The organism is Shewanella sp. SG44-2, assembly GCF_014164215.1.
Taxonomy (GTDB): domain Bacteria; phylum Pseudomonadota; class Gammaproteobacteria; order Enterobacterales; family Shewanellaceae; genus Shewanella; species Shewanella frigidimarina.
The window spans coordinates 281,365-302,426 of record NZ_JACJEU010000002.1; the positions used below are offsets into that span (position 1 = coordinate 281,365).

At 43.5% G+C, this 21,062-nt stretch carries 17 protein-coding genes; 16 read left to right on the plus strand and 1 reads right to left on the minus strand.

Features of this window, described 5'->3' with window-relative positions; genetic code table 11:
• Positions 1-24: 24 nt before the first annotated feature.
• The 14 genes from rsmH (at position 25) to lpxC (ending at position 16,559) form a co-directional block, all read left to right on the plus strand.
• The gene (rsmH, locus tag H5181_RS02745; protein WP_182750154.1) at positions 25-966 is read left to right on the plus strand and encodes a 16S rRNA (cytosine(1402)-N(4))-methyltransferase RsmH; all 942 of its coding nucleotides are present in this window, start codon (positions 25-27) and stop codon (positions 964-966) included.
• A 14-nt stretch (positions 967-980) separates the two neighbouring features.
• On the plus strand, positions 981-1,295 hold the full coding sequence (gene ftsL / locus H5181_RS02750) for a cell division protein FtsL (RefSeq protein ID WP_059746824.1): 315 nt from the start codon (positions 981-983) through the stop codon (positions 1,293-1,295).
• Between the two features lie 11 nt (positions 1,296-1,306).
• Complete coding sequence (locus H5181_RS02755; RefSeq protein WP_011639220.1) at positions 1,307-3,055, plus strand: peptidoglycan glycosyltransferase FtsI; 1,749 nt, start codon at positions 1,307-1,309, stop codon at positions 3,053-3,055.
• Positions 3,039-4,532, plus strand: a complete 1,494-nt coding sequence (murE, locus tag H5181_RS02760; protein WP_182750169.1) for a UDP-N-acetylmuramoyl-L-alanyl-D-glutamate--2,6-diaminopimelate ligase — start codon at positions 3,039-3,041, stop codon at positions 4,530-4,532. The genes H5181_RS02755 and murE overlap by 17 nt, the downstream gene beginning before the upstream one ends.
• A complete protein-coding gene (gene murF, locus H5181_RS02765; protein ID WP_182750155.1) occupies positions 4,529-5,917 on the plus strand; it encodes a UDP-N-acetylmuramoyl-tripeptide--D-alanyl-D-alanine ligase in 1,389 nt (462 codons plus the stop codon). The genes murE and murF overlap by 4 nt, the downstream gene beginning before the upstream one ends.
• Positions 5,918-7,000, plus strand: a complete 1,083-nt coding sequence (mraY, locus tag H5181_RS02770; RefSeq protein WP_011639217.1) for a phospho-N-acetylmuramoyl-pentapeptide-transferase — start codon at positions 5,918-5,920, stop codon at positions 6,998-7,000. It abuts the gene before it with no gap.
• 22 nt (positions 7,001-7,022) lie between these two features.
• Positions 7,023-8,345 carry a UDP-N-acetylmuramoyl-L-alanine--D-glutamate ligase gene (murD, locus tag H5181_RS02775; RefSeq protein ID WP_182750156.1) on the plus strand — a complete coding sequence of 441 codons (1,323 nt, stop codon included), beginning with the start codon at positions 7,023-7,025 and terminating at the stop codon, positions 8,343-8,345.
• Complete coding sequence (ftsW, locus tag H5181_RS02780) at positions 8,335-9,549, plus strand: cell division protein FtsW (RefSeq protein WP_011639215.1); 1,215 nt, start codon at positions 8,335-8,337, stop codon at positions 9,547-9,549. Before murD ends, ftsW begins: the two co-directional genes overlap by 11 nt.
• Positions 9,549-10,652 (plus strand): undecaprenyldiphospho-muramoylpentapeptide beta-N-acetylglucosaminyltransferase, encoded by a 1,104-nt coding sequence (gene murG, locus H5181_RS02785; protein WP_182750157.1) that lies wholly within the window; start codon positions 9,549-9,551, stop codon positions 10,650-10,652. The genes ftsW and murG overlap by 1 nt, the downstream gene beginning before the upstream one ends.
• Position 10,653: 1 nt before the next feature.
• The gene (gene murC, locus H5181_RS02790; RefSeq protein WP_011639213.1) at positions 10,654-12,111 is read left to right on the plus strand and encodes a UDP-N-acetylmuramate--L-alanine ligase; all 1,458 of its coding nucleotides are present in this window, start codon (positions 10,654-10,656) and stop codon (positions 12,109-12,111) included.
• A gap of 121 nt (positions 12,112-12,232) precedes the next feature.
• Positions 12,233-13,003: a cell division protein FtsQ/DivIB gene (locus tag H5181_RS02795; RefSeq protein WP_123778090.1), complete on the plus strand. Its 771-nt coding sequence runs from the start codon at positions 12,233-12,235 to the stop codon at positions 13,001-13,003.
• Positions 13,000-14,235, plus strand: a complete 1,236-nt coding sequence (gene ftsA, locus H5181_RS02800) for a cell division protein FtsA (protein ID WP_011639211.1) — start codon at positions 13,000-13,002, stop codon at positions 14,233-14,235. Before H5181_RS02795 ends, ftsA begins: the two co-directional genes overlap by 4 nt.
• A gap of 26 nt (positions 14,236-14,261) precedes the next feature.
• Entirely contained in the window at positions 14,262-15,428 is a 1,167-nt protein-coding gene (gene ftsZ, locus H5181_RS02805) for a cell division protein FtsZ (RefSeq protein ID WP_011639210.1), read from the plus strand.
• 210 nt (positions 15,429-15,638) lie between these two features.
• Positions 15,639-16,559: a UDP-3-O-acyl-N-acetylglucosamine deacetylase gene (gene lpxC, locus H5181_RS02810; RefSeq protein ID WP_182750158.1), complete on the plus strand. Its 921-nt coding sequence runs from the start codon at positions 15,639-15,641 to the stop codon at positions 16,557-16,559.
• A gap of 4 nt (positions 16,560-16,563) precedes the next feature.
• Here the strand turns inward: lpxC and H5181_RS02815 are convergent, their stop codons facing one another.
• The gene (locus H5181_RS02815; RefSeq protein WP_011639208.1) at positions 16,564-17,016 is read right to left on the minus strand and encodes a DUF721 domain-containing protein; all 453 of its coding nucleotides are present in this window, start codon (positions 17,014-17,016) and stop codon (positions 16,564-16,566) included.
• Positions 17,017-17,043: 27 nt separating this feature from the next.
• Between H5181_RS02815 and H5181_RS02820 the strand changes: the two genes are divergently transcribed.
• Both H5181_RS02820 and secA read left to right on the plus strand, forming a co-directional pair.
• On the plus strand, positions 17,044-17,943 hold the full coding sequence (locus H5181_RS02820) for a M23 family metallopeptidase (protein WP_101088496.1): 900 nt from the start codon (positions 17,044-17,046) through the stop codon (positions 17,941-17,943).
• A 58-nt stretch (positions 17,944-18,001) separates the two neighbouring features.
• Positions 18,002-20,722: a preprotein translocase subunit SecA gene (gene secA, locus H5181_RS02825; protein WP_182750159.1), complete on the plus strand. Its 2,721-nt coding sequence runs from the start codon at positions 18,002-18,004 to the stop codon at positions 20,720-20,722.
• Positions 20,723-21,062: the final 340 nt, after the last annotated feature.

Consider the following 21,062-nt stretch of genomic DNA (forward strand, 5'->3'; position numbering starts at 1 on the left):
GACCAAAAAGGTTAGAAGAACCCAATGAGCCAAGAGTTTGCCCATTTATCAGTATTATTGAATGAGACCGTTGATGGTCTCAATATCCAAAGTGATGGCATCTACGTTGATGGCACTTTTGGCCGAGGTGGGCATTCGCGTCATGTATTAAGTCATTTAGGCGAAAATGGTCGTTTAATTGCAATTGATCGTGATCCACAAGCTATTGAAGCGGCAAAACAGTTTGCAGATGATCCACGTTTTCAAATCGTACACGGTGGCTTTGGTCAATTAGCTGAGTATGTCGAGGAACTAGGGTTAACCGGCAAGATCAATGGCGTATTACTTGATCTTGGCGTGTCGTCACCACAATTAGACGATGCTGAACGTGGCTTTAGTTTTTTACGTGATGGCCCGCTCGATATGCGCATGGACAATAGCCAAGGTCAAACAGCGGCGCAGTGGATAGCACGTGCAGAAATTGAAGATATGGCATGGGTATTTAAAACCTACGGCGAAGAAAAAAATTCGCGCCACATTGCCCGTTGCATTGCTGCAGACCGTGAAAAAACACCTTTTTTACGCACTAAAGATTTAGCTGATTTAATCGCGCGTATTACTAAAAACAAAGAGCGCAATAAGCACCCTGCAACACGGGTTTTTCAGGCTATTCGTATTTATATTAACAGTGAATTAGAACAAATCGATCAAGCACTTGAAGGCGCACTAGCAGTGTTAGCACCACAAGGGCGTTTATCGGTGATCAGTTTTCATTCGTTGGAAGATCGTATGGTTAAGCGTTTTATTCGCCGCCATAGTCAAGGTGAAAGCGTGCCACATGGATTGCCTATCATGGAAGCAGAGCTTAATAAATCGCGTAAATTAAAGGCGGTTAGTAAGGCATTAAAGCCTTCTGATGCTGAATTAGAGCTTAATCCACGTGCGCGTAGCTCAGTATTACGAGTTGCCGAGCGTCTGGATTATTAACCACTGAGGGTAATGTGAGCCAATCACCATTAAATTTGCCTCGGATTGTGTTACATGACATTTGGCACCATAAGTGGGTATTGCTGCTGAGTGTACTGGTTGTTTTGAATGGTGTCGCCGTCGTTTATACCAGCCATGTAACACGTAAGTTGATTACTCAATGGGATCAACTTCTGCAAGAGCAAGATCGCTTAGATATTGAGTGGCGAAACTTATTATTAGAAGAACAATCGCAATCAGAGCACAGTCGTGTGACTCGGATGGCAACCAAAGAATTAAATATGTCTCGGCCGCTTCCTAAGGAGGAAGTTATCATTCGAGTCCAGTGAGCATAGGGAATATGGCTAGACAAGCAAAGCAAAAATTAGGTCACGAACTTATTCCATGGCGTTTATACGTTGTGGTGGGGTTCGTTTTGTTGTTATTTTGCAGTCTAGTTGCGCGTGCGGCCTATATTCAAATTATTGAGCCCGATAAACTGCGTCACGAAAGTGATATGCGCACACTGCGCACAACTAGTAATCAAGTTCAGCGAGGCTTAATCACCGATCGTAATGGCGATATGCTCGCGGTTAGTGTACCTGTGCGTGCTGTGTGGGCTGATCCTAAACATGCCCATGATCAAGATGCATTTAAAGACATGCGACGTTGGCAAGCCCTTGCAGATGTTCTGCAAGAACCTGTCGACGAATTGGTCAGAAAAGTCAAAAACAATCCTAAAAAACGCTTTGTATATCTTAAACGTCAAGTGACCTCTGCTGTTGCTGACTATATTGAGCAGCTTAAAATTGGTGGTATTTACCTTAAATCAGAATCCCGTCGTTACTATCCAGCTGGTGAAACGGCTGCACAGTTAATTGGTATCACTAATATCGATGATGTGGGCATTGAAGGCATTGAAAATACTTATAATACCTGGTTAACAGGAACGCCCTCAAAGCAAAAAGTACGTAAAGCTCGCGATGGCAGTGTGGTTGAACGTTTGGATATCGTGCAAGAAGGCGAAAGTTCTAACGATTTAGTGCTTAGTATTGATCAACGTATTCAGCAGTTGGCATATCGTGAATTGAAACGTGCGACAGAAGTATACCAAGCGACGTCTGGGTCTGTGGTGGTTATCGATGTGACTACGGGCGAAGTATTAGCAATGGTGAATACTCCTTCATACAATCCCAATGCCCGAGATAATTTACAGCCACATCGTATGCGCAACCGCGCCTTAACTGACACATTCGAACCAGGGTCTACGATTAAGCCTTTTGTTGTTGCTGCAGCCCTTGATGCCGGCACAGTGAAAGTGAATGAATTAATATCGACATCACCAGGGTGGATGCGGATTGGTGGGCGTCAAGTTCGCGATTCGAGTAACTATGGTGATATGACGTTAGCCAAAATTTTGGTTAAATCGAGTAACGTGGGAATTAGTAAGTTGTCCTTGTCTATGCCCGTTGAACAATTACTCGGTACATACCAATCCATGGGATTAGGCAATTATACGGGAATTAATTTAACCGGTGAAAGTGCGGGTTTGATCCATGACCGTAATCGTTGGTCTGACTTTGAACGTGCCACCTTGTCTTTTGGTTATGGCCTTACGGCGACACCGTTACAAATAGCACGTATGTACGCCACGTTAGGCAGTGGTGGAATACTCTATCCTGTGTCAATTTTAAAACTGAGACAGCCACCTAAAGGCGAGCAAGTCATTTCAAATAAAGTTGCCTATGACGTAATGGAAATGCTCGTTGGGGTAACTGAAACGGGAGGCACAGGAACCAAAGCACACATTGATGGCTACCCCGTTGCTGGTAAGTCAGGTACAAGTCGTAAAGCCATTGCCGGTGGTTATGGCGATGATTACGTTGCTTTATTTGCTGGGGTAGCTCCCGTTCATAATCCTCGCTTGGCTATTTCAGTTGTGATTAACGAACCCAAAGGCGACAAATATTACGGTGGTGATGTTTCCGGCCCTGCTTTTGCCAAAATTATGTCTGGTGCCTTGCAAATGCTTAATGTAGAACCAATTTCAGAGCAGGAGGCTGTTAATTTGGCCACTGCGCGAGGAGCGCAAAATAATGTTATTAAATGATTTATTAGCGCCGTGGTTCCATTACTCTGGTCGCGAATCCGTTAATGGATTAACGCTAGACAGCCGTGACGTTGAACGTGGCGGTTTATTTGTGGCATTACCAGGTCATAAAGTCGATGGTCGAGCATTTATTCCTCAAGCGATTGATGCTGGAGCAACGGCGATACTGATCCATACTGATAATCCAGATGAACATGCCATAGTCGATCGTCTTCAATATACTGTGCCATTAGTGTTTTTTTGCCAACTAGGCCGCCAATTATCGGCCGTAGCCGCACAGTTTTACTTATCCAATAGCCAATCGTTATCTTTAATTGGAATCACCGGTACCAATGGCAAAACATCTGTAAGCCAAATTATTGCTCAAATTGTCTATTTACTCGGACATCAAGCTGCTGTAATGGGCACATTAGGAAATGGTTTGTGGGGCCAACTTGTAGATAGCGGCAATACGACTGCTGATGCGATAACGGTCATGCGCCAACTTAGTGAGTTTGCTGCACAAGGTGCTGAACTGTGTGCTATGGAAGTGTCTAGCCATGGTTTAGTACAAGGGCGTGTTGAAGCTGCACCATTTGAGATTGCTGTGTTTACAAATTTAAGCCGCGATCATCTAGATTATCATGGTGATATGGATTCCTACGCCGCAGCTAAAAAACGCTTATTTAAATTTCCTAGCATAAAGCATGGTGTGATTAACATTGATGATGCTGTGGGTGCGAAATGGTTGACCGAATTGGCGAACGACAAGAATAAATCTTTCAGCATTAAAGGGAATTCTGCTGCCGACTTTTACTGTGATGCCATTGAATATCATGATGCAGGTGTCACCGCGACATTGCATTTTGTTGAAATTGATAGTGAAAAGTCAGTAAGTGTGCAGCTTAACTCGCCGCTATTAGGTGCATTTAACTTGTCTAACCTAGTGGCAGCAATAGCTGTTTTGTATTTACAGGGCAAGCCAATGGCATCTATTTTGGCTGTGCTGCCATTGTTGATTCCTGTTGCGGGTCGTATGGAGCGTTTTTCATCTGTTAACAACGCTACTTTGGTTGTTGATTATGCCCATACTCCAGATGCAATTGAGCAAGCATTAAAAGCATTAAGGTTGCACTGCAAAGGAACGCTATGGTGCGTATTTGGCTGCGGTGGCGATCGTGACAAAGGTAAACGTCCTTTGATGGCACAAGCCGCTGAGCGATATGCAGATAAAGTGATGATCACAAGTGACAATGCGCGTAGTGAAGATCCACAAACAATTATCAACGATATTTTACAGGGTATTAGTCAACCTCAAAAGGTGCTTACCCAGGTAGACCGGATTGAAGCCATTACCCATGTTGTTTCATTAGCACAAGTTAACGATATTGTACTGCTTGCTGGTAAAGGTCATGAAACCTATCAAGAAGTGGCAGGTGAACGTATTGATTATGATGAACGCGCTTTGGCATTTAAGTTGTCTCAGGAGGCATCATGATTAGCGTCACTATGTCGGTATTAGCTCAGCATCTTAATGGCACCTTACATGGCCAAGATGGCGTAATTGCTAGTGTTAGTACTGACAGTCGTAACATTCCGGCTCAATGTTTATTTATTGCGTTAAAAGGCGAGCGTTTTGATGGCCATGATTTTGTCGATACTGCGATTAAAAATGGTGCCGTAGCACTGTTGGTCGATCATCTATTAGTCGACCATCCTTTTGCCGCCGATATTGCGCAAATTGTAGTGGCCAATACCCAAAAAACCATGGGCAAGATGGGCGCGTTTGTGCGCCAAACTGTTGCGCCTATTTGTGTCGCGTTAACCGGGTCAAACGGCAAAACCAGCGTTAAAGAAATGCTGGCCACTATTTTATCTCAACATCATCAAGTGTTATTTACCGCAGGCAATTTTAACAACGAAATTGGTGTGCCGTTAACTTTGCTACGGTTAAGTGAAGGTGATGAATATGGGGTGTTTGAACTTGGCGCAAACCATCGTGGAGAGATCGATTACACCTCATCATTAGTGCAGCCTCAAGTCGCGTTAGTTAATAATGTTGGCAATGCTCATCTTGAAGGATTTGGTTCACTGGAAGGTGTTGCTCAGGCTAAATCTGAAATTTTTAATCATCTGACACCAGATGGCACCGCAATTATTAATGCTGACGATAAGTTTGCAGACTTTATGCTGCAACAGTCGCAGGGGCGCAAACATCTGCGTTTTAGCCGTGAAATGAATGTCGATGCAGATGTGACCGCAACAGACATAGTGGCAGATGCCAATGGTTGTTATCGGTTTACATTAACTTTTGATGGACAGCAAGAAGTGGTGCAATTGCCATTAGCGGGTCTGCATCAAGTGAGCAATGCTCTGGCTGCGGCATCTATGTGTATTGCCTTGGACATATCGCTTTACGACATCGCACAAGGCTTTGCATTGCTCAAACCTGTAAAGGGTCGTATGCAGCCCCATGATCTTGGCCGAGTGTTATTAATTGATGATAGTTATAACGCTAATCCAACGTCAGTCAGTGCGGCGATTAATTGGTTGCAACAACGTGATGGATATCGTTGTTTAGTGCTGGGAGATTTAGGCGAATTAGGCGACAATGCTGCCCCTTTGCACGCCAGCATTGGATTGCAGGTTAAAAATGCAGCCATAGAGTCGCTATTTTGTTGCGGCCAATTGTCGGCAAATACCAGTGAAGCATTTGGCAGCGAACACTTTTGTGCTCAAGAGCCATTAATAGTGGCATTGCAAAAACAGTTAGTAAGTACCACAGGTAATATTACAGTTTTAGTTAAAGGTTCCCGCAGCGCCGCTATGGAGCGAGTTGTGGACAGTTTATTAGATGCCTATGGGCGTGGGGAGTTAGTGTAGATGCTGGTTTATCTAGCCGAGTATTTAACCCAATTTTATAGCGGGTTTAACGTTTTTTCATATGTAACGTTCCGGGCTATTTTAGGCTTGTTAACTGCATTGGTGTTTAGTTTGTGGTGGGGGCCGATTTTAATTAAGCACCTGCAAACGCTGCAAATTGGTCAAGTCGTTCGTGATGACGGTCCAGAATCGCATTTCAGTAAGCGTGGAACACCGACAATGGGCGGTATTCTTATCCTTGCGGGCATTTTTATTAGTGTTCTGCTTTGGGGCGACTTATCTAATCGTTATGTGCTTGTCACTTTATTTGTACTCGCCAGTTTTGGTGTCATTGGTTTTATTGATGATTATCGTAAAGTGGTAAAGAAAGATTCTAAAGGCCTAATTGCACGCTGGAAATATGCGTTGCAGTCAATTGCCGCTTTAGTTGTTGCGGTGTATTTGTATAGCTCATCAACCATGGTTGGCGAAACACAGTTAGTTGTGCCGTTTTTTAAAGATATCATGCCGCAACTGGGCTTTATGTTTATTTTATTAGCTTACTTCACCATTGTAGGTGCCAGTAATGCAGTGAACTTAACCGACGGCTTAGATGGCTTAGCGATTATGCCAACCGTAATGGTTGCGGCTGCGTTTGCACTCATCGCTTACTTATCTGGTCATGCTCAATTTGCCAGTTATTTGCACCTGCCTCATTTACCGTTAGCCGGTGAATTAGTGATTGTGTGTACGGCTATGGTCGGTGCAGGTTTAGGTTTTTTATGGTTTAACACCTATCCAGCACAAGTGTTTATGGGCGATGTAGGCTCATTAGCGTTGGGTGCCGCTTTAGGTGTGATTGCTATCTTGGTTCGCCAAGAAATTTTATTGGTGATCATGGGCGGCGTGTTTGTTATGGAAACGGTATCGGTGATCTTGCAGGTGGGCTCGTATAAGTTACGTGGTCAGCGAATTTTCCGTATGGCGCCTATTCATCATCACTATGAGTTAAAAGGGTGGCCAGAGCCGCGCGTTATTGTGCGCTTTTGGATTATCTCGTTGTTTTTAGTGTTACTGGGTCTAGCGACTCTAAAATTACGCTAAGTAATTAATCAAGGTCAGTATTATGCAAACTCAATATACGCACATTGTTTTAGGCTTAGGGGCAACAGGGCTCTCGGTCGTGCGTTTTTTAGCAACTAAAGGCATTAAGCCTTTAGTGATGGACAGCCGTCGTCATCCGCCTGGTGCAGATACGCTGGCACAAGAGTTTGCCGATATTGAATTATTGGCCGGTGGGTTTGATTGCCGTTATTTAGTTCAAGCCAACCAAATTATCATCAGTCCTGGTGTTCCAATCGATACGCCTGAAGTACGCGCTGCGTTGGACATGGGAATTGAAGTGATTGGTGATGTTGAGTTATTTGCTCGAGAAATCGCAGACAAGAAACCTTGCGTTGTAGGTATCACTGGATCAAACGGTAAATCTACGGTAACGACATTAGTGTACGAAATGTTGTTAGCTGCCGGAAAGTCGGTGGCGATTGGCGGTAACATTGGTACACCAGCGCTGGATTTATTACCTCAAGATGCAGACTTTTACGTACTTGAGCTATCGAGTTTTCAACTTGAAACCACTCATTCATTAAATTGTATTGCGGCAACGTGTCTCAATGTTAGCGAAGACCATATGGATCGCTATAGTGACTTGAATACTTACCGTGAAGCCAAATTACGCTTATACCCACAAAGCCGCTTTGTGATGTACAACCGTGACGACGAATTAACTTATCCGCTAGAGCCAATGAATCAAAATAATTTTGGTTTGGGCGTGCCAGAAGGTGATGCATGGGGATTAAGTGATGGCAAGATTTTCCATGGTGACAGTGAAATTATTAATTTAATTGATGTGACCTTAATTGGTAGCCATAACCATGCAAACTTATTAGCCGCAATGGCATTGGCCGATGCTTGTGGTGTGGGTAAAGAAGCCATGATTGAAGTGGCTAAATCCTTTGTTGGCTTAAGTCATCGTTGCGAATTGATTGCCGTTAAGCAAGGTGTGTCGTATATCAATGACTCTAAAGCAACCAATGTCGGCGCGACAGTTGCCGCACTAGAGGGACTTAATTCTCATTTAGGTGATTTGTACTTGATCGCCGGTGGCGATGGTAAAGGCAGTGATTTTCGTCCACTAACAGAACCGTTGAGTAATATTACCCAGCTTATTACCTTGGGGCGAGATGGCCGAAAAATTGCCAAATTAAAAGCAGGCACTATTGAAGTGGCAACGATGGCTGAAGCCGTCGCCAAAGCCGCTGAATTAGCATCGTCTGGTGACATAGTTTTATTGTCGCCAGCATGTGCCAGTTTAGATATGTATAAAAACTTTATGGCTCGCGGTGATGATTTTAGACAGTGTGTGGAGTCGTTAGCCGATGGCGAATAACGAGCAGCAACTTAGCTTGTTTAAACGGGGCCTTAATTGGACTTTGCCCTCGTTATTATCAGATGACCATACACCGGGTATGCCGTTATACGACCGTAGCTTTCTAGTCGCGATAGTCGGCTTAATGTGTTTTGGCTTTGTTATGGTGATGTCGGCTTCAATGCCTGAAGCGACCAAACTGACTGGCGACCCGTTTTATTTTATGTATCGCCATGTGCTTTACCTTGTTGGCTGCGTAGTGATTGCTTTCGTGGTACTGAAGTTCGAAGTCAGCTATTGGGAAAAAAACAGCGGCATGCTGATGCTAGCGGTGTTGGTATTATTGATAGCAGTACTGTTTATCGGTACTTCGGTTAACGGTGCTCGTCGTTGGTTGTCTATCGGTCCTATTAGGATCCAAGTCGCCGAAATGGCCAAGTTTGTGTTTATTGTCTACATGGCAGGTTACCTAGTACGTCGTCATGGTGAATTACGCGAAAACCGTAAGGGCTTCTATAAACCTATTGGGGTTTACGGTTTGTTTGCAGTATTGATTTTGTTACAGCCAGACCTCGGCACCGTGGTGGTGTTGTTTGTGTGTACGGTAAGCTTGTTGTTTTTGGCTGGCGCGCGCATTACAGATTTTATGGTATTGGTATTACTTGGCGTGGCGACCTTCGTATTGCTGGTGCTATTCGAGCCCTACCGTATGCGACGTGTGACCTCGTTTATGGATCCGTGGGAAGACCCATTTGGCAGTGGTTATCAGTTGACGCAATCCTTAATGGCTTATGGCAGAGGTGATTGGTTTGGTCAGGGGTTAGGCAACAGTATTCAGAAATTGGCTTATTTACCAGAGGCTCATACGGATTTTATCTTTGCTGTTATTGGTGAGGAGTTGGGGTTTACCGGTATTATTATAGTGTTATGCACGCTATTTTTTATTGCTATTCGCGCGATTAGATTGGGCAATTTATGTTTAAAAATGCAGCGTCCTTTTGAAAGTTATGTCGCCTATGGTGTCGGTATTTGGATTTGTTTTCAGACCGTAGTTAACGTGGGAGCCAGTATTGGTATGTTACCAACCAAAGGGTTAACCCTGCCGTTTATCAGCTATGGTGGCAGTAGCTTGTGGATTATGACTGCTGCGGTGATGTTGCTTGTTAGGATAGATCATGAACGTCGAGTTAGTTTGGTGCAAGCCGTACAAGGGAGAACCAGTTAATGAACAGTAATATTAGTAGTTCTCCTAAGATATTAATTATGGCTGGCGGCACTGGTGGCCATGTTTTTCCTGCACTTGCAGTGGCGAAGTATTTAGCTGAAAAAGGTTGGCAAATACGTTGGTTAGGTACCGCCGACCGGATGGAAGCCCGTTTAGTGCCTCAGCACGGATTTGATATTGAATTTATCGATATTAAAGGTGTGCGTGGTAATGGGCTTATGCGTAAGTTAGCGGCACCATTTAAAATTATCCGTTCAATTATTCAAGCCAAAGCGGTGATTGATGATTTTCAACCCGATGTGATTCTAGGCATGGGCGGATTTGCTAGCGGCCCGGGCGGCGTGGCCGGAAAATTATCAGGTATTCCTGTCGTGTTGCATGAGCAAAATGCGATTCCAGGATTAACCAATAAGTTGTTATCTAAGATTGCCAAAAAGGTATTGTGTGCATTCCCCAATACCTTTGCCAGTAACGTCGCTAATGTTGAAGTTGTGGGCAACCCTATTCGCCAAGAGCTGATTGAGTTAGGCGCACAAATTAAAACTCCGCAAGCCGATGCGTTAAGAGTACTGGTGGTCGGTGGCAGTTTAGGTGCCAAAGTATTGAATGATGTAATGCCTGCAGTAGTGGCTCATCTGAGCAAATATCATTCTCTGACAGTTTGGCATCAAGTGGGCAAAAATAATCAGGCAACAGTGAAAGCGAGTTATCAACAACTTGGTCAATCAGACAGTGTCAATGTTGCAGAATTTATTGATGATATGGAAGCCGCTTATCGTTGGGCTGATGTAGTGGTATGCCGCTCCGGTGCTCTTACTGTATCAGAGCTAGCAGCCGTGGGGTTACCGAGTATTTTAGTTCCGTATCCTCATGCCGTGGATGATCATCAAACTGTAAATGCATCAGTACTTGTTGATGCTGGTGCAGGATTTTTATTACCACAAACCATTTTAAATGCAGATAACCTTGCTGAAAAATTGCAGTTATTTGCTGAAAATAGACAAGAACTAGCCCAAATGGGTCATAAGGCAAGAGGCGTAGCGGTATTAGATGCGACTCAACGAGTAGCAGATATTTGTGCCTCATTTGTGAGAAAGGGTTGAAATGACTAAGACAGAAAGATACGCACAGCTTCGTAGCATGATCCCTGAAATGAGACGGATCAAGCGCATTCATTTTGTTGGCATCGGTGGTGCCGGCATGGGTGGTATTGCGGAAGTGCTTGTGAACGAAGGCTATCAAATAAGCGGCTCAGATATCGCTATCAATAGCGTGACTGAACGTTTGGCGAGTCTTGGCGCAAAAATTATTATTGGCCATCAGGCCCAAAGTGTTGAGCAGGTAGATGTTGTTGTGGTTTCTACAGCCATTAACCCGCAAAATCCTGAGATTATTGCCGCTAAAGAATTACGTATTCCGATCGTGCGCCGTGCAGAGATGCTGGCTGAGTTAATGCGCTATCGTCATGGTGTTGCGATTGCCGGTACTCATGGTAAAACCACCACGACGAGCTTAATTGCCAGCGTATATGGTCAAGCCGACCGTGATCCAACATTTGTGATTGGTGGTTTACTTAATAGTGCAGGTACTAATGCTCGCTTAGGCACCAGCCGTTACCTTATTGCCGAAGCAGATGAAAGCGATGCAAGCTTTTTGCATTTGCAGCCGATGGTCAGTGTGATCACCAATATTGAAGCCGATCACATGGACACTTATGGTGGCGACTTTGAGAAATTGAAGACCACTTTCGTCGACTTTTTACATAATCTGCCATTTTATGGTGTGGCAGTGATGTGTATTGATGATGAAGTGATCCGCGAAATTATGCCACGTATTGGCCGCCAAGTTGTCACCTATGGTTTCAGTGAAGAGGCTGATGTTCAGGCAATTAATTTTGCACAAAATGGTCATCAGTCAAGCTTTACGGTTAAGCGTCATGGCAAAGATAATGTCGACATTGTACTTAATTTGCCAGGTGAACATAACGTTCTTAACGCTTTAGCCGCAATTGCTGTCGCCAGTGAAGATGACATTGATGATAGTGCGATTGTACAAGCACTTGCAGAGTTTGAAGGTATAGGTCGTCGTTTCCAACATTTAGGTGAATTTGAAACACCTAATGGCAGTGTAATGCTCGTGGACGACTACGGTCATCATCCAAGTGAAGTATTAGCAACGATTAAAGCAGCGAGAGCAGGTTGGCCAGACAAGCGTTTAGTGATGGCATACCAACCGCATCGTTATAGCCGTACGCGTGACTTATATGAAGACTTTGTCGATGTATTGTCACAGGTCGATTGTTTATTATTATTAGATGTTTATGCCGCGGGTGAAGCTCCGATCCCGGGTGCTGATGGACGGGCTTTATGCCGTTCAATTAGATTACGAGGTCAAATAGACCCTATTTTTATCGCCAGTCCAGATCAACTAGCGGCAGTATTACCTGATGTGTTGCAGCATGGGGATTTATTTATGACTCAAGGTGCAGGCAATATTGGGGCTTTATCGAAAGAATTAGCCCAGAGTAATTTGGGTTGTAAAGTGCTTGTAGAAGAGCAATAAAGTGATTGATTTTTCACCAATTATTGTGTGTGAAAATCGAGCTTTAAACCTTATGAATTGGTCTATATAATGACCGATCTTTTGGAGTTAACTCCGGAACAACGTCAGAGGCGGATTTAAGGTGTCGTGGAGCGATAAAGGGCGGCAACTAAAACATAAATTAGCTCGTGTTAATTGGTATTTTTGCACTGGTGTAGTGTTTTTATCCTGTGTGCTTGGCACCGTAGTTTGGGGTTGTGTGCAACTACACGAGTTGTTAAATGATGCTGATGCATTACCTATTGAAGCGGTTGCTATTAAAGGTGAGCGAATTTATACCACCGATGACGAAATTAAAAATGCATTACAGTCATTAATGCAAAGTAGTTTTTTTAGCGCTGATGTGGTGGATGTACAAAAAGCATTAGAAGCATTGCCGTGGGTTTATCATGCATCAGTAAGACGAGAATGGCCGGCAAAGTTCAAGATCACCTTGCAAGAGCAACAAGCTGTAGCGCATTGGAACGAAGTGTCTTGGCTTAATATTAATGGTGAAGTTTTTGATGCGTTAGCGCATTCAGAGCATGATGCATTACCTAAATTATTTGGCCCAGAAGGGACAGAAATAGAAGTATTGACCAGTTACCAGCAGTTAGATGATTTATTGACAATAAACGAGTTTAAGTTGGCCAGTTTACGCTTAAGTCCACGCCATGCATGGCATGCCGTACTGGCTAACGGAATCGAAATTGAGCTTGGACGAGAAGATAAAATGTCACGGATACAACGCTTTATTAATGTGTATCCAACTTTGAAGCAAAGTGAAAAACCAGTTGCGACCGTTGATTTACGTTACGATACCGGGTTCGCCGTAGGTTGGGATGATTCAAAAAAGAGAGTCGACAATAAATGACCAAAAATCAGGAAAGAAACCTCATCGTGGGGTTAGATATAGGAACATCCAAGGTCGCAGTGATCATTGGTGAAGTATTACCTGATGGTGAGATTAGTGTCATTGGTTTAGGTAATCATCCTTCTCGCGGCATGGATAAAGGCGGCGTGAATGATCTCGACTCTATAGTGCGCAGCGTGCAACGGGCGTTAGATCAAGCAGAGTTGATGGCTGATTGTCAGGTTTCATCGGTGTACTTAAGTATTTCGGGTAAACATATTGCCTGCCAAAATGAAAATGGCATGGTGTCGATTAACGACGAAGAAGTAACTCAAGAAGATGTTGATAATGTAATCCATACCGCTCGCTCGGTTAAAATCCCGACAGAGCGTCGTATCTTGCATGTATTACCGCAAGAGTATTCAATCGACGTTCAAGACGGGATTAAGAGCCCAATTGGTATGTCTGGTATGCGTATGGAAGCCAAGGCTCATATTGTTACCTGTGCCAATGATATGGCAAAAAATATCACAAAGAGCGTGGAGCGTTGTGGTTTAAAAGTTGATGACTTAGTGTTTTCAGGTATCGCTTCTGCAGACTCAGTGCTCACAAATGATGAGAAAGATTTAGGCGTGTGTATTGTTGATATTGGTGGTGGCACAACCGATATTGCTGTATATACCAACGGCGCATTACGTCATTGTGCAGTTATTCCGGTAGCGGGTAACCAAGTCACAAGTGACATCGCCAAGATATTCAGAACACCGTTAACGCATGCTGAACAAATAAAAGTGCAGTTTGCCAGTGCCAGAAGTTCAACGGTAAGCCGTGAAGACAGTATTGAAGTACCATCCGTTGGTGGCCGTCCTTCACGCAGCATGTCACGCCATACTCTGGCAGAAGTGGTAGAGCCAAGATATCAAGAATTGTTTGAGCTTGTTCTCAAGCAGTTACAAGATAGCGGTCTAGAAGATCAAATTGCAGCAGGGATTGTGCTTACTGGAGGAACGTCCTCGATATCGGGTGCCGTTGAAATTGCTGAAGCAACCTTTGGTATGCCTGTTCGTGTCGCATCACCGCTACCAGTAAAAGGGTTATACGAATATGTGGATCAACCTATTTATTCAACAGGAATAGGGTTGCTTCATTATGGCGCAAGGCGAGTCATCGAACGCCAGTTCGAACGACCTGAGCGCCAAGGGGTTACCAGCTTTTTGAATCGGGTCAAAAGTTGGTTTAAGGGTGAATTTTAATAACGCAGACAAATGGAGATCAGACAATGTTTGAGATCATGGATACACATTCAGACGAAGCGGTGATTAAAGTCATCGGCGTCGGTGGCGGCGGCGGAAACGCGGTCGAACATATGGTAAAACACAGCATCGAAGGTGTTGAATTTATCGTTACCAATACAGATGCACAAGCACTACGTAAATCAAGTGCTGGTTCAACTATTCAACTTGGCCGCGACGTGACTAAAGGTCTCGGTGCGGGCGCAAACCCAGATGTGGGTCGTCAAGCCGCTGAAGAAGACCGCGAGAATATTCGTGCTGCAATTAAAGGGTCTGACATGATCTTTATCGCTGCCGGCATGGGTGGTGGTACCGGTACTGGTGCTGCTCCTGTCGTGGCAGAAATTGCCCGTGAAGAAGGTATTCTAACCGTTGCAGTTGTGACCAAGCCTTTTCCTTTTGAAGGTAAAAAGCGCATGGCCTATGCAGAACTTGGTATTGCCGAGTTAGCTAAACATGTGGATTCGTTAATTACGATCCCCAATGAAAAGCTATTAAAAGTATTGGGTCGTGGTACTTCATTGCTTGATGCTTTTGCTGCAGCTAACAATGTATTACTTGGTGCTGTTCAAGGTATTGCTGAGCTAATTACTCGTCCTGGTCTAATCAACGTCGATTTCGCCGATGTGAAAACTGTTATGTCTGAAATGGGTAATGCCATGATGGGTACCGGTGTTGCTCGTGGTGATGATCGTGCTGAAGAAGCTGCAGAGGCTGCTGTGGCTAGCCCATTACTTGAAGATATCGACTTAGCCGGTGCGCGCGGTGTGTTAGTTAACATCACAGCAGGTATGGATATCACTATCGAAGAGCTTGAAACTGTGGGTAACCACGTTAAAGCTTATGCATCAGACAATGCCACTGTTGTAGTTGGTGCTGTCATTGATCCAGAAATGAGTGATGAATTACGTGTAACTGTTGTTGCTACAGGTATCGGTGCAGAGAAAAAGCCAGACATTCAATTAGTGTCTAAGCCTGTTGCTCGTCCAGAACCCGTTGTAATAGAGCCGCGTCCAGAACCTGTTGAAGATGTTATGACACAACAAAGTTACGCAGCACCTAAAGGCAATGCTGTTCCGCAGCCTCAACCTGTACAACGTACTGATGCTGACTATCTTGATATTCCAGCATTCTTGCGTAAGCAGGCTGATTAATACACGAATAAAACGTTATGTTTTTGCGTGACTAATGAGCGAAGTGTGCGAAAAAGGTTATTTTGCAAGCTGGTTTATACATTTACTCTGTGTTTGGCGTTTTTTTTGTGAAAAACCAAATTTATGGTAGCATGTTGTACCAGTTATGCATGATAGCGTAGGGCTATTTTTGCAACTATTTGTTTAATATTGATATTTATGGGCGACTGAATGATTTTTCAAAGAACTGTTCAAAAAATGGTGAAGAGCACTGGAGTCGGATTGCATTCCGGCAACAAAGTGACTCTATGCATTATGCCCGCACCAGTGAATACAGGGATTGTACTAAAGCGTACCGACCTTAGCCCAGCTGTGTCTATTCCAGCAAAAGCTGATATGGTTCGTGAAACCACAATGTGTACTGCCCTTGTAAACGATGCTGGTATTAGGATATCAACAATTGAGCATTTGTTTGCGGCACTTGCCGGCTTAGGCATCGATAATGCAATTATCGAAGTTGACGCACCAGAAATCCCGATTATGGATGGCAGTGCAAGCCCATTTGTGTTCTTACTGCAAAGTGCAGGAATTAAAGAACAAGCGGCAGCTAAAAAATACCTAAAAATCATCAAACCTGTGCGTGTTGAAGATGGCGATAAATGGGCTGAGTTAAAGCCTTTTAAAGGGTTTAGAGTTGATTTTAGAATTGACTTTGATCATCCAGAAATTGCTCGTAGTCAACAACACGTGGTGATGGACTTTTCGACCTCAGCGTTTGTGAAAGACATTAGTCGTGCCAGAACATTTGGTTTTATGCGAGATATTGAATACCTACGTGCGAATAATCTAGCACTAGGTGGCAGCATGGAAAATGCCGTTGTACTTGACGAATATCGTGTATTAAACCCTGATGGTCTGCGTTATGAAGACGAATTCGTTAAGCATAAAATCCTCGATGCATTCGGTGACTTATATGTTGCTGGTCATGCAATCGTCGGCGAGTTTTCAGCTTATAAAACTGGTCATGCGTTGAACAATCAACTTGTACGTGCATTACTTGCTCAGCAAGATGCGTGGGAGTTGGTAAGCTTTGATAAAGAGGCTGATGTGCCTGTCAGTTTCATGGTTCCGGGTGCGTTAGCGCACGTTTAACCAGTTAAGATTGCCTATTACGGCTGGCTAATGCAGCCAGCCGTTTTAGTTTTTCACCTAAAGAACCATCAACATGTGCAGCTAATGCTTCAATATGTTGTGCTGCAGTGGTGCTGATCACATTTTGATTAGGTTGTGATTGTGGTTTTGCTAAGGCAAGTCCAGGATTGACTTTCACCTCGATAGCAGTAAGCATCGGAAGCGTGTCAGTTTGAAGCTGTTTTAATAGCTTCTGCTTTTGAAAGTTTATTCTCGCAGCCCATGCTGCAGATGTCGTTTCAATAACAAGAACACCCTGGCGGAGATTAGCGACTTTGAGCTGCTCTGCCACAGGACCATTTAACGTCTGTTTTACATAACGATTCAGATTATTAAGTAGTTCTGCTTTCTCGGCCAGTTCAGGCAGTCTCCCAGACAAATGAACTAAATTGCTGAGATCTTGAGGGGGCTTTTTCATATGATAATAAGATGGCTGAATTAGGCTATGAGTGTAACAGTTTTTATCCAAGGTCGAAATGGTGTAACGCGCTGGCAACCAAGTAAGCGTTGGTTACTCCTACCTATTATTCTGATGGCCACCGGCACAGGAATATATCAATATAGCACTGAGCGTTTTGCTAACCAACAAGCGAAAGTTGATGAAAATAAACAGCTTCGCCAACAGCAAAAGCAACAAGTGGTAGAACTCAAAACTGCAACAGAAACCCAGTTAGCAACTTTGGTTGCTCATGTGGCAAAAATGCAGGCCAAAATCACCCGACTTGAAGCCTTAGGGCAGCAAGTAGCGCAAAATAACCTCCTTGATGACCAATTTGATTTCTCAACAGAAGTCGGTATCGGCGGGTTAAGCGAAATCGGCAATGGTGTCGAATTAAGTCAGCTTATCGATGAAATGAATAAGTTGGCATCTAGAATTGATAATAATAATGTTCAGCTATCACTACTTGAAACAGTAGCATCTAATCTCCATATAGATGAAGAGCGTTATATATCAGGGCGGCCAATCGATAAAGGTTGGTTATCTTCGCCCTATGGTTTACGAAATGACCCTTTTAGTGGCCGACGAACAATGCATAAAGGTATTGATTTTGCCGGCAAAGAAGGGGCAGATGTTACAACTACTGCTGCAGGCGTTGTAACATGGTCAGGAAGCATGCTTGGATATGGTGAGTTAGTCGAAATAGATCATGGTAATGGTCTTCGCACTCGCTATGGACATAATAAATCTCTGTCAGTAAACGTAGGTGACGTCGTTGCCAAAGGCGATAAAATTGCCAGTATGGGAAGCACAGGCCGTTCAACTGGCCCCCATGTGCATTACGAAGTGCTGCGTGGTAAACAACAAATAGATCCACAGAAATACGTTTACCGCAAAGCAAGTTAATAATATTAACGGTTAATGCGCTCAAATGAGCCAAACCTACAACAGATAAGTGATTAAGATGTTAGGCAAACTACTGACAAAAGTATTCGGAAGTCGCAACGACCGCACCCTGAAAAACCTTGGAAAAATTGTTATTCAAATTAATGCATTAGAAGCTGATTACGAAAAGCTTTCTGATGAAGAACTCAAAGCAAAAACGGCAGAGTTCCGCACACGTTTAGAAAATGGTGAAACCTTAGATAACATCATGGCAGAAGCCTTTGCTGTTGTACGTGAAGCTTCAAAGCGTGTATTTGAGATGCGTCCGTTTGATGTTCAATTACTCGGCGGTATGGTTTTAGACAGCAATCGTATTGCGGAAATGCGAACCGGTGAAGGTAAAACCCTAACGGCAACTTTGCCAGCGTACCTTAACGGCATAACAGGAAAAGGTGTTCACATTATTACTGTGAACGATTACTTAGCAACACGTGATGCTGAGAATAACCGTCCACTGTTTGAGTTTTTAGGCTTAAGTGTCGGAATTAACATTGCTGGCTTAGGTTCATTCGAAAAGAAAGAAGCCTACAACGCAGATATTACTTACGGTACCAATAATGAATTCGGTTTTGACTACCTACGTGACAACATGGCGTTTTCTCCACAAGAGCGCGTTCAGCGACCATTACACTATGCTCTTATTGATGAAGTCGATTCAATTCTAATTGATGAAGCCCGTACACCATTGATTATTTCTGGTGCGGCAGAAGACAGCTCTGAACTATACGCCAAAATTAATTTATTGATCCCAAGCCTAATCGCTCAAGACAAAGAAGACACCGAAGACTATGTTGGTGAAGGTGACTATAGTATTGACGAAAAGGGCAAACAGGTTCATTTAACCGAACGTGGCCAAGAGAAAGTTGAACAGCTTTTAATTGAAAAAGGCATGTTAGCTGAAGGTGACTCGCTCTATTCTGCTACGAACATTTCGTTATTGCATCATGTTCATGCGGCACTTCGCGCACATACCTTGTTTGAAAAAGATATCGACTATATCGTACAAGACGATGAAGTGATTATTGTCGACGAACATACAGGCCGTACTATGCCTGGTCGTCGATGGTCAGAAGGCTTGCATCAAGCTGTCGAAGCCAAAGAGGGCGCTAAAATCCAGAATGAAAACCAAACTCTGGCTTCTATTACTTTCCAAAATTATTTCAGACAGTATGAAAAGCTTGCCGGTATGACAGGTACAGCAGATACCGAAGCATTCGAATTCCAACATATCTATGGTTTAGATACGGTTGTTGTTCCTACAAATCGCCCAATGGTTCGTAAAGATATGGCTGACTTGGTCTATCTTACTGCACCAGAAAAATACGCTGCGATTATCAAAGATATTGAAGGTTGTCGTGAACGTGGCCAACCGGTATTAGTGGGTACTGTCTCTATTGAGCAATCAGAGCTACTTAACTCATTATTGAAAAAAGCAAATATTCCGCATAGCGTGCTCAATGCTAAGTTCCATGAAAAAGAAGCTGAGATTGTTGCGCAAGCCGGTAGTTTAGGTGCAGTAACGATTGCCACTAACATGGCTGGCCGTGGTACAGATATCGTATTAGGCGGTAACTGGAACATGGAAATTGAAGCTATAGAAAATCCAACGGCAGAACAGAAAGCTAAGATTAAAGCTGACTGGAAAATACGTCATGATGAAGTACTTGCTGCAGGTGGTTTGCACATCCTAGGTACAGAACGTCACGAATCTCGTCGTATCGATAATCAGTTACGCGGTCGTGCTGGTCGTCAAGGTGATGCAGGTTCTTCACGCTTTTACTTGTCGATGGAAGATAGTTTAATGCGTATCTTCGCTTCAGATCGAGTATCTGGCATGATGAAAAAGCTCGGTATGGAAGAGGGTGAGGCTATTGAGCATCCTTGGGTATCACGTGCTATTGAAAATGCTCAACGTAAAGTCGAAGCTCGTAACTTTGATATCCGTAAGCAATTGCTCGAATACGATGATGTCGCTAACGATCAACGCCAAGTTGTCTATGCACAGCGTAACGAGTTAATGGATGCTGAAAGCATTCAAGACACTATTCAGAATATTGAACAAGATGTGATCAGTGGAATAGTCGATCAATATATCCCACCGCAATCACTTGAAGAACTTTGGGATGTACCGGGGCTTGAACAACGCCTTGGTAATGAATTTGGCCTAAAGCTAACCATTCAAGAATGGTTAGATCAAGATGATAATCTGCATGAAGAAACGTTGCGCGAACGGATTCTAACGTCATGGAGTGAATTATATAAAGCTAAAGAAGAAATGGTCGGTGCACAAGTATTACGTCAATTTGAAAAAGCGGTAATGCTACAAACACTCGATGGACTCTGGAAAGAGCATTTAGCTGCCATGGATCATTTACGCCAAGGTATTCATTTACGTGGTTATGCACAAAAAAATCCAAAGCAAGAATATAAGCGTGAATCGTTTGAATTATTCCAGCAATTACTTGAAACACTGAAAAATGACGTGATAAGTGTACTGTCTAAAGTGCAAGTTCAAGCGCAGTCAGATGTTGATGAAATGGAGCAGCGTCGCCGTGATGAAGAAGCAAAAATTAAATTGGCTTATCAACACGCATCAGTAGAAGCATTAAGTGATACTGGTGAGCAACAAATAGAAGCACCTAAAACAGTGATCCGTGAAGGTGAGAAGATAGGACGTAACGATCCATGTCCATGTGGTTCAGGTCAAAAGTACAAACAATGTCACGGTAAACTCAGTTAACCCTTCGTTTATTATTGATGTTACATAAGAAAGGTAGCGATTATTCGCTACCTTTTTTATTTCTGGGATCATAAAACTTACAGCTAAATTAACCAATTGTGGATAACTTTGGGGGTAAATAGTGGGTATCATGTAGTTAAGTAGCCAAATGGATAAAAGATCATAAAAAGATCATTTTTTTGCACAAAAGCGCTTGCACTAAATCTTAAGCTGCCTATAATGCGCATCCACTGACACGGCATACAGCGAAAGCGAAAACCGGTTAGCGTTATTAACAGTCACTTAGTGGTGTTGATAACAGGCAAAAAGAAGTTTGAAAAAACACTTGACGCCATAAAGG

Excerpts from the sequence above, each read along its gene's own strand:
- rsmH (WP_182750154.1), top strand. The coding sequence starts at position 25 with ATGAGCCAAGAGTTTGCCCATTTATCAGTATTATTGAATGAGACCGTT.
- H5181_RS02815 (WP_011639208.1), bottom strand. The coding sequence starts at position 17,016 with ATGAAAAAGCCCCCTCAAGATCTCAGCAATTTAGTTCATTTGTCTGGG.
- ftsW (WP_011639215.1), top strand. The coding sequence starts at position 8,335 with ATGGCGAATAACGAGCAGCAACTTAGCTTGTTTAAACGGGGCCTTAAT.
- H5181_RS02755 (WP_011639220.1), top strand. The coding sequence starts at position 1,307 with ATGGCTAGACAAGCAAAGCAAAAATTAGGTCACGAACTTATTCCATGG.
- ftsZ (WP_011639210.1), top strand. The coding sequence starts at position 14,262 with ATGTTTGAGATCATGGATACACATTCAGACGAAGCGGTGATTAAAGTC.
- ftsA (WP_011639211.1), top strand. The coding sequence starts at position 13,000 with ATGACCAAAAATCAGGAAAGAAACCTCATCGTGGGGTTAGATATAGGA.
- mraY (WP_011639217.1), top strand. The coding sequence starts at position 5,918 with ATGCTGGTTTATCTAGCCGAGTATTTAACCCAATTTTATAGCGGGTTT.
- murC (WP_011639213.1), top strand. The coding sequence starts at position 10,654 with ATGACTAAGACAGAAAGATACGCACAGCTTCGTAGCATGATCCCTGAA.
- murF (WP_182750155.1), top strand. The coding sequence starts at position 4,529 with ATGATTAGCGTCACTATGTCGGTATTAGCTCAGCATCTTAATGGCACC.
- H5181_RS02820 (WP_101088496.1), top strand. The coding sequence starts at position 17,044 with ATGAGTGTAACAGTTTTTATCCAAGGTCGAAATGGTGTAACGCGCTGG.
- murD (WP_182750156.1), top strand. The coding sequence starts at position 7,023 with ATGCAAACTCAATATACGCACATTGTTTTAGGCTTAGGGGCAACAGGG.
- secA (WP_182750159.1), top strand. The coding sequence starts at position 18,002 with ATGTTAGGCAAACTACTGACAAAAGTATTCGGAAGTCGCAACGACCGC.
- lpxC (WP_182750158.1), top strand. The coding sequence starts at position 15,639 with ATGATTTTTCAAAGAACTGTTCAAAAAATGGTGAAGAGCACTGGAGTC.
- murG (WP_182750157.1), top strand. The coding sequence starts at position 9,549 with ATGAACAGTAATATTAGTAGTTCTCCTAAGATATTAATTATGGCTGGC.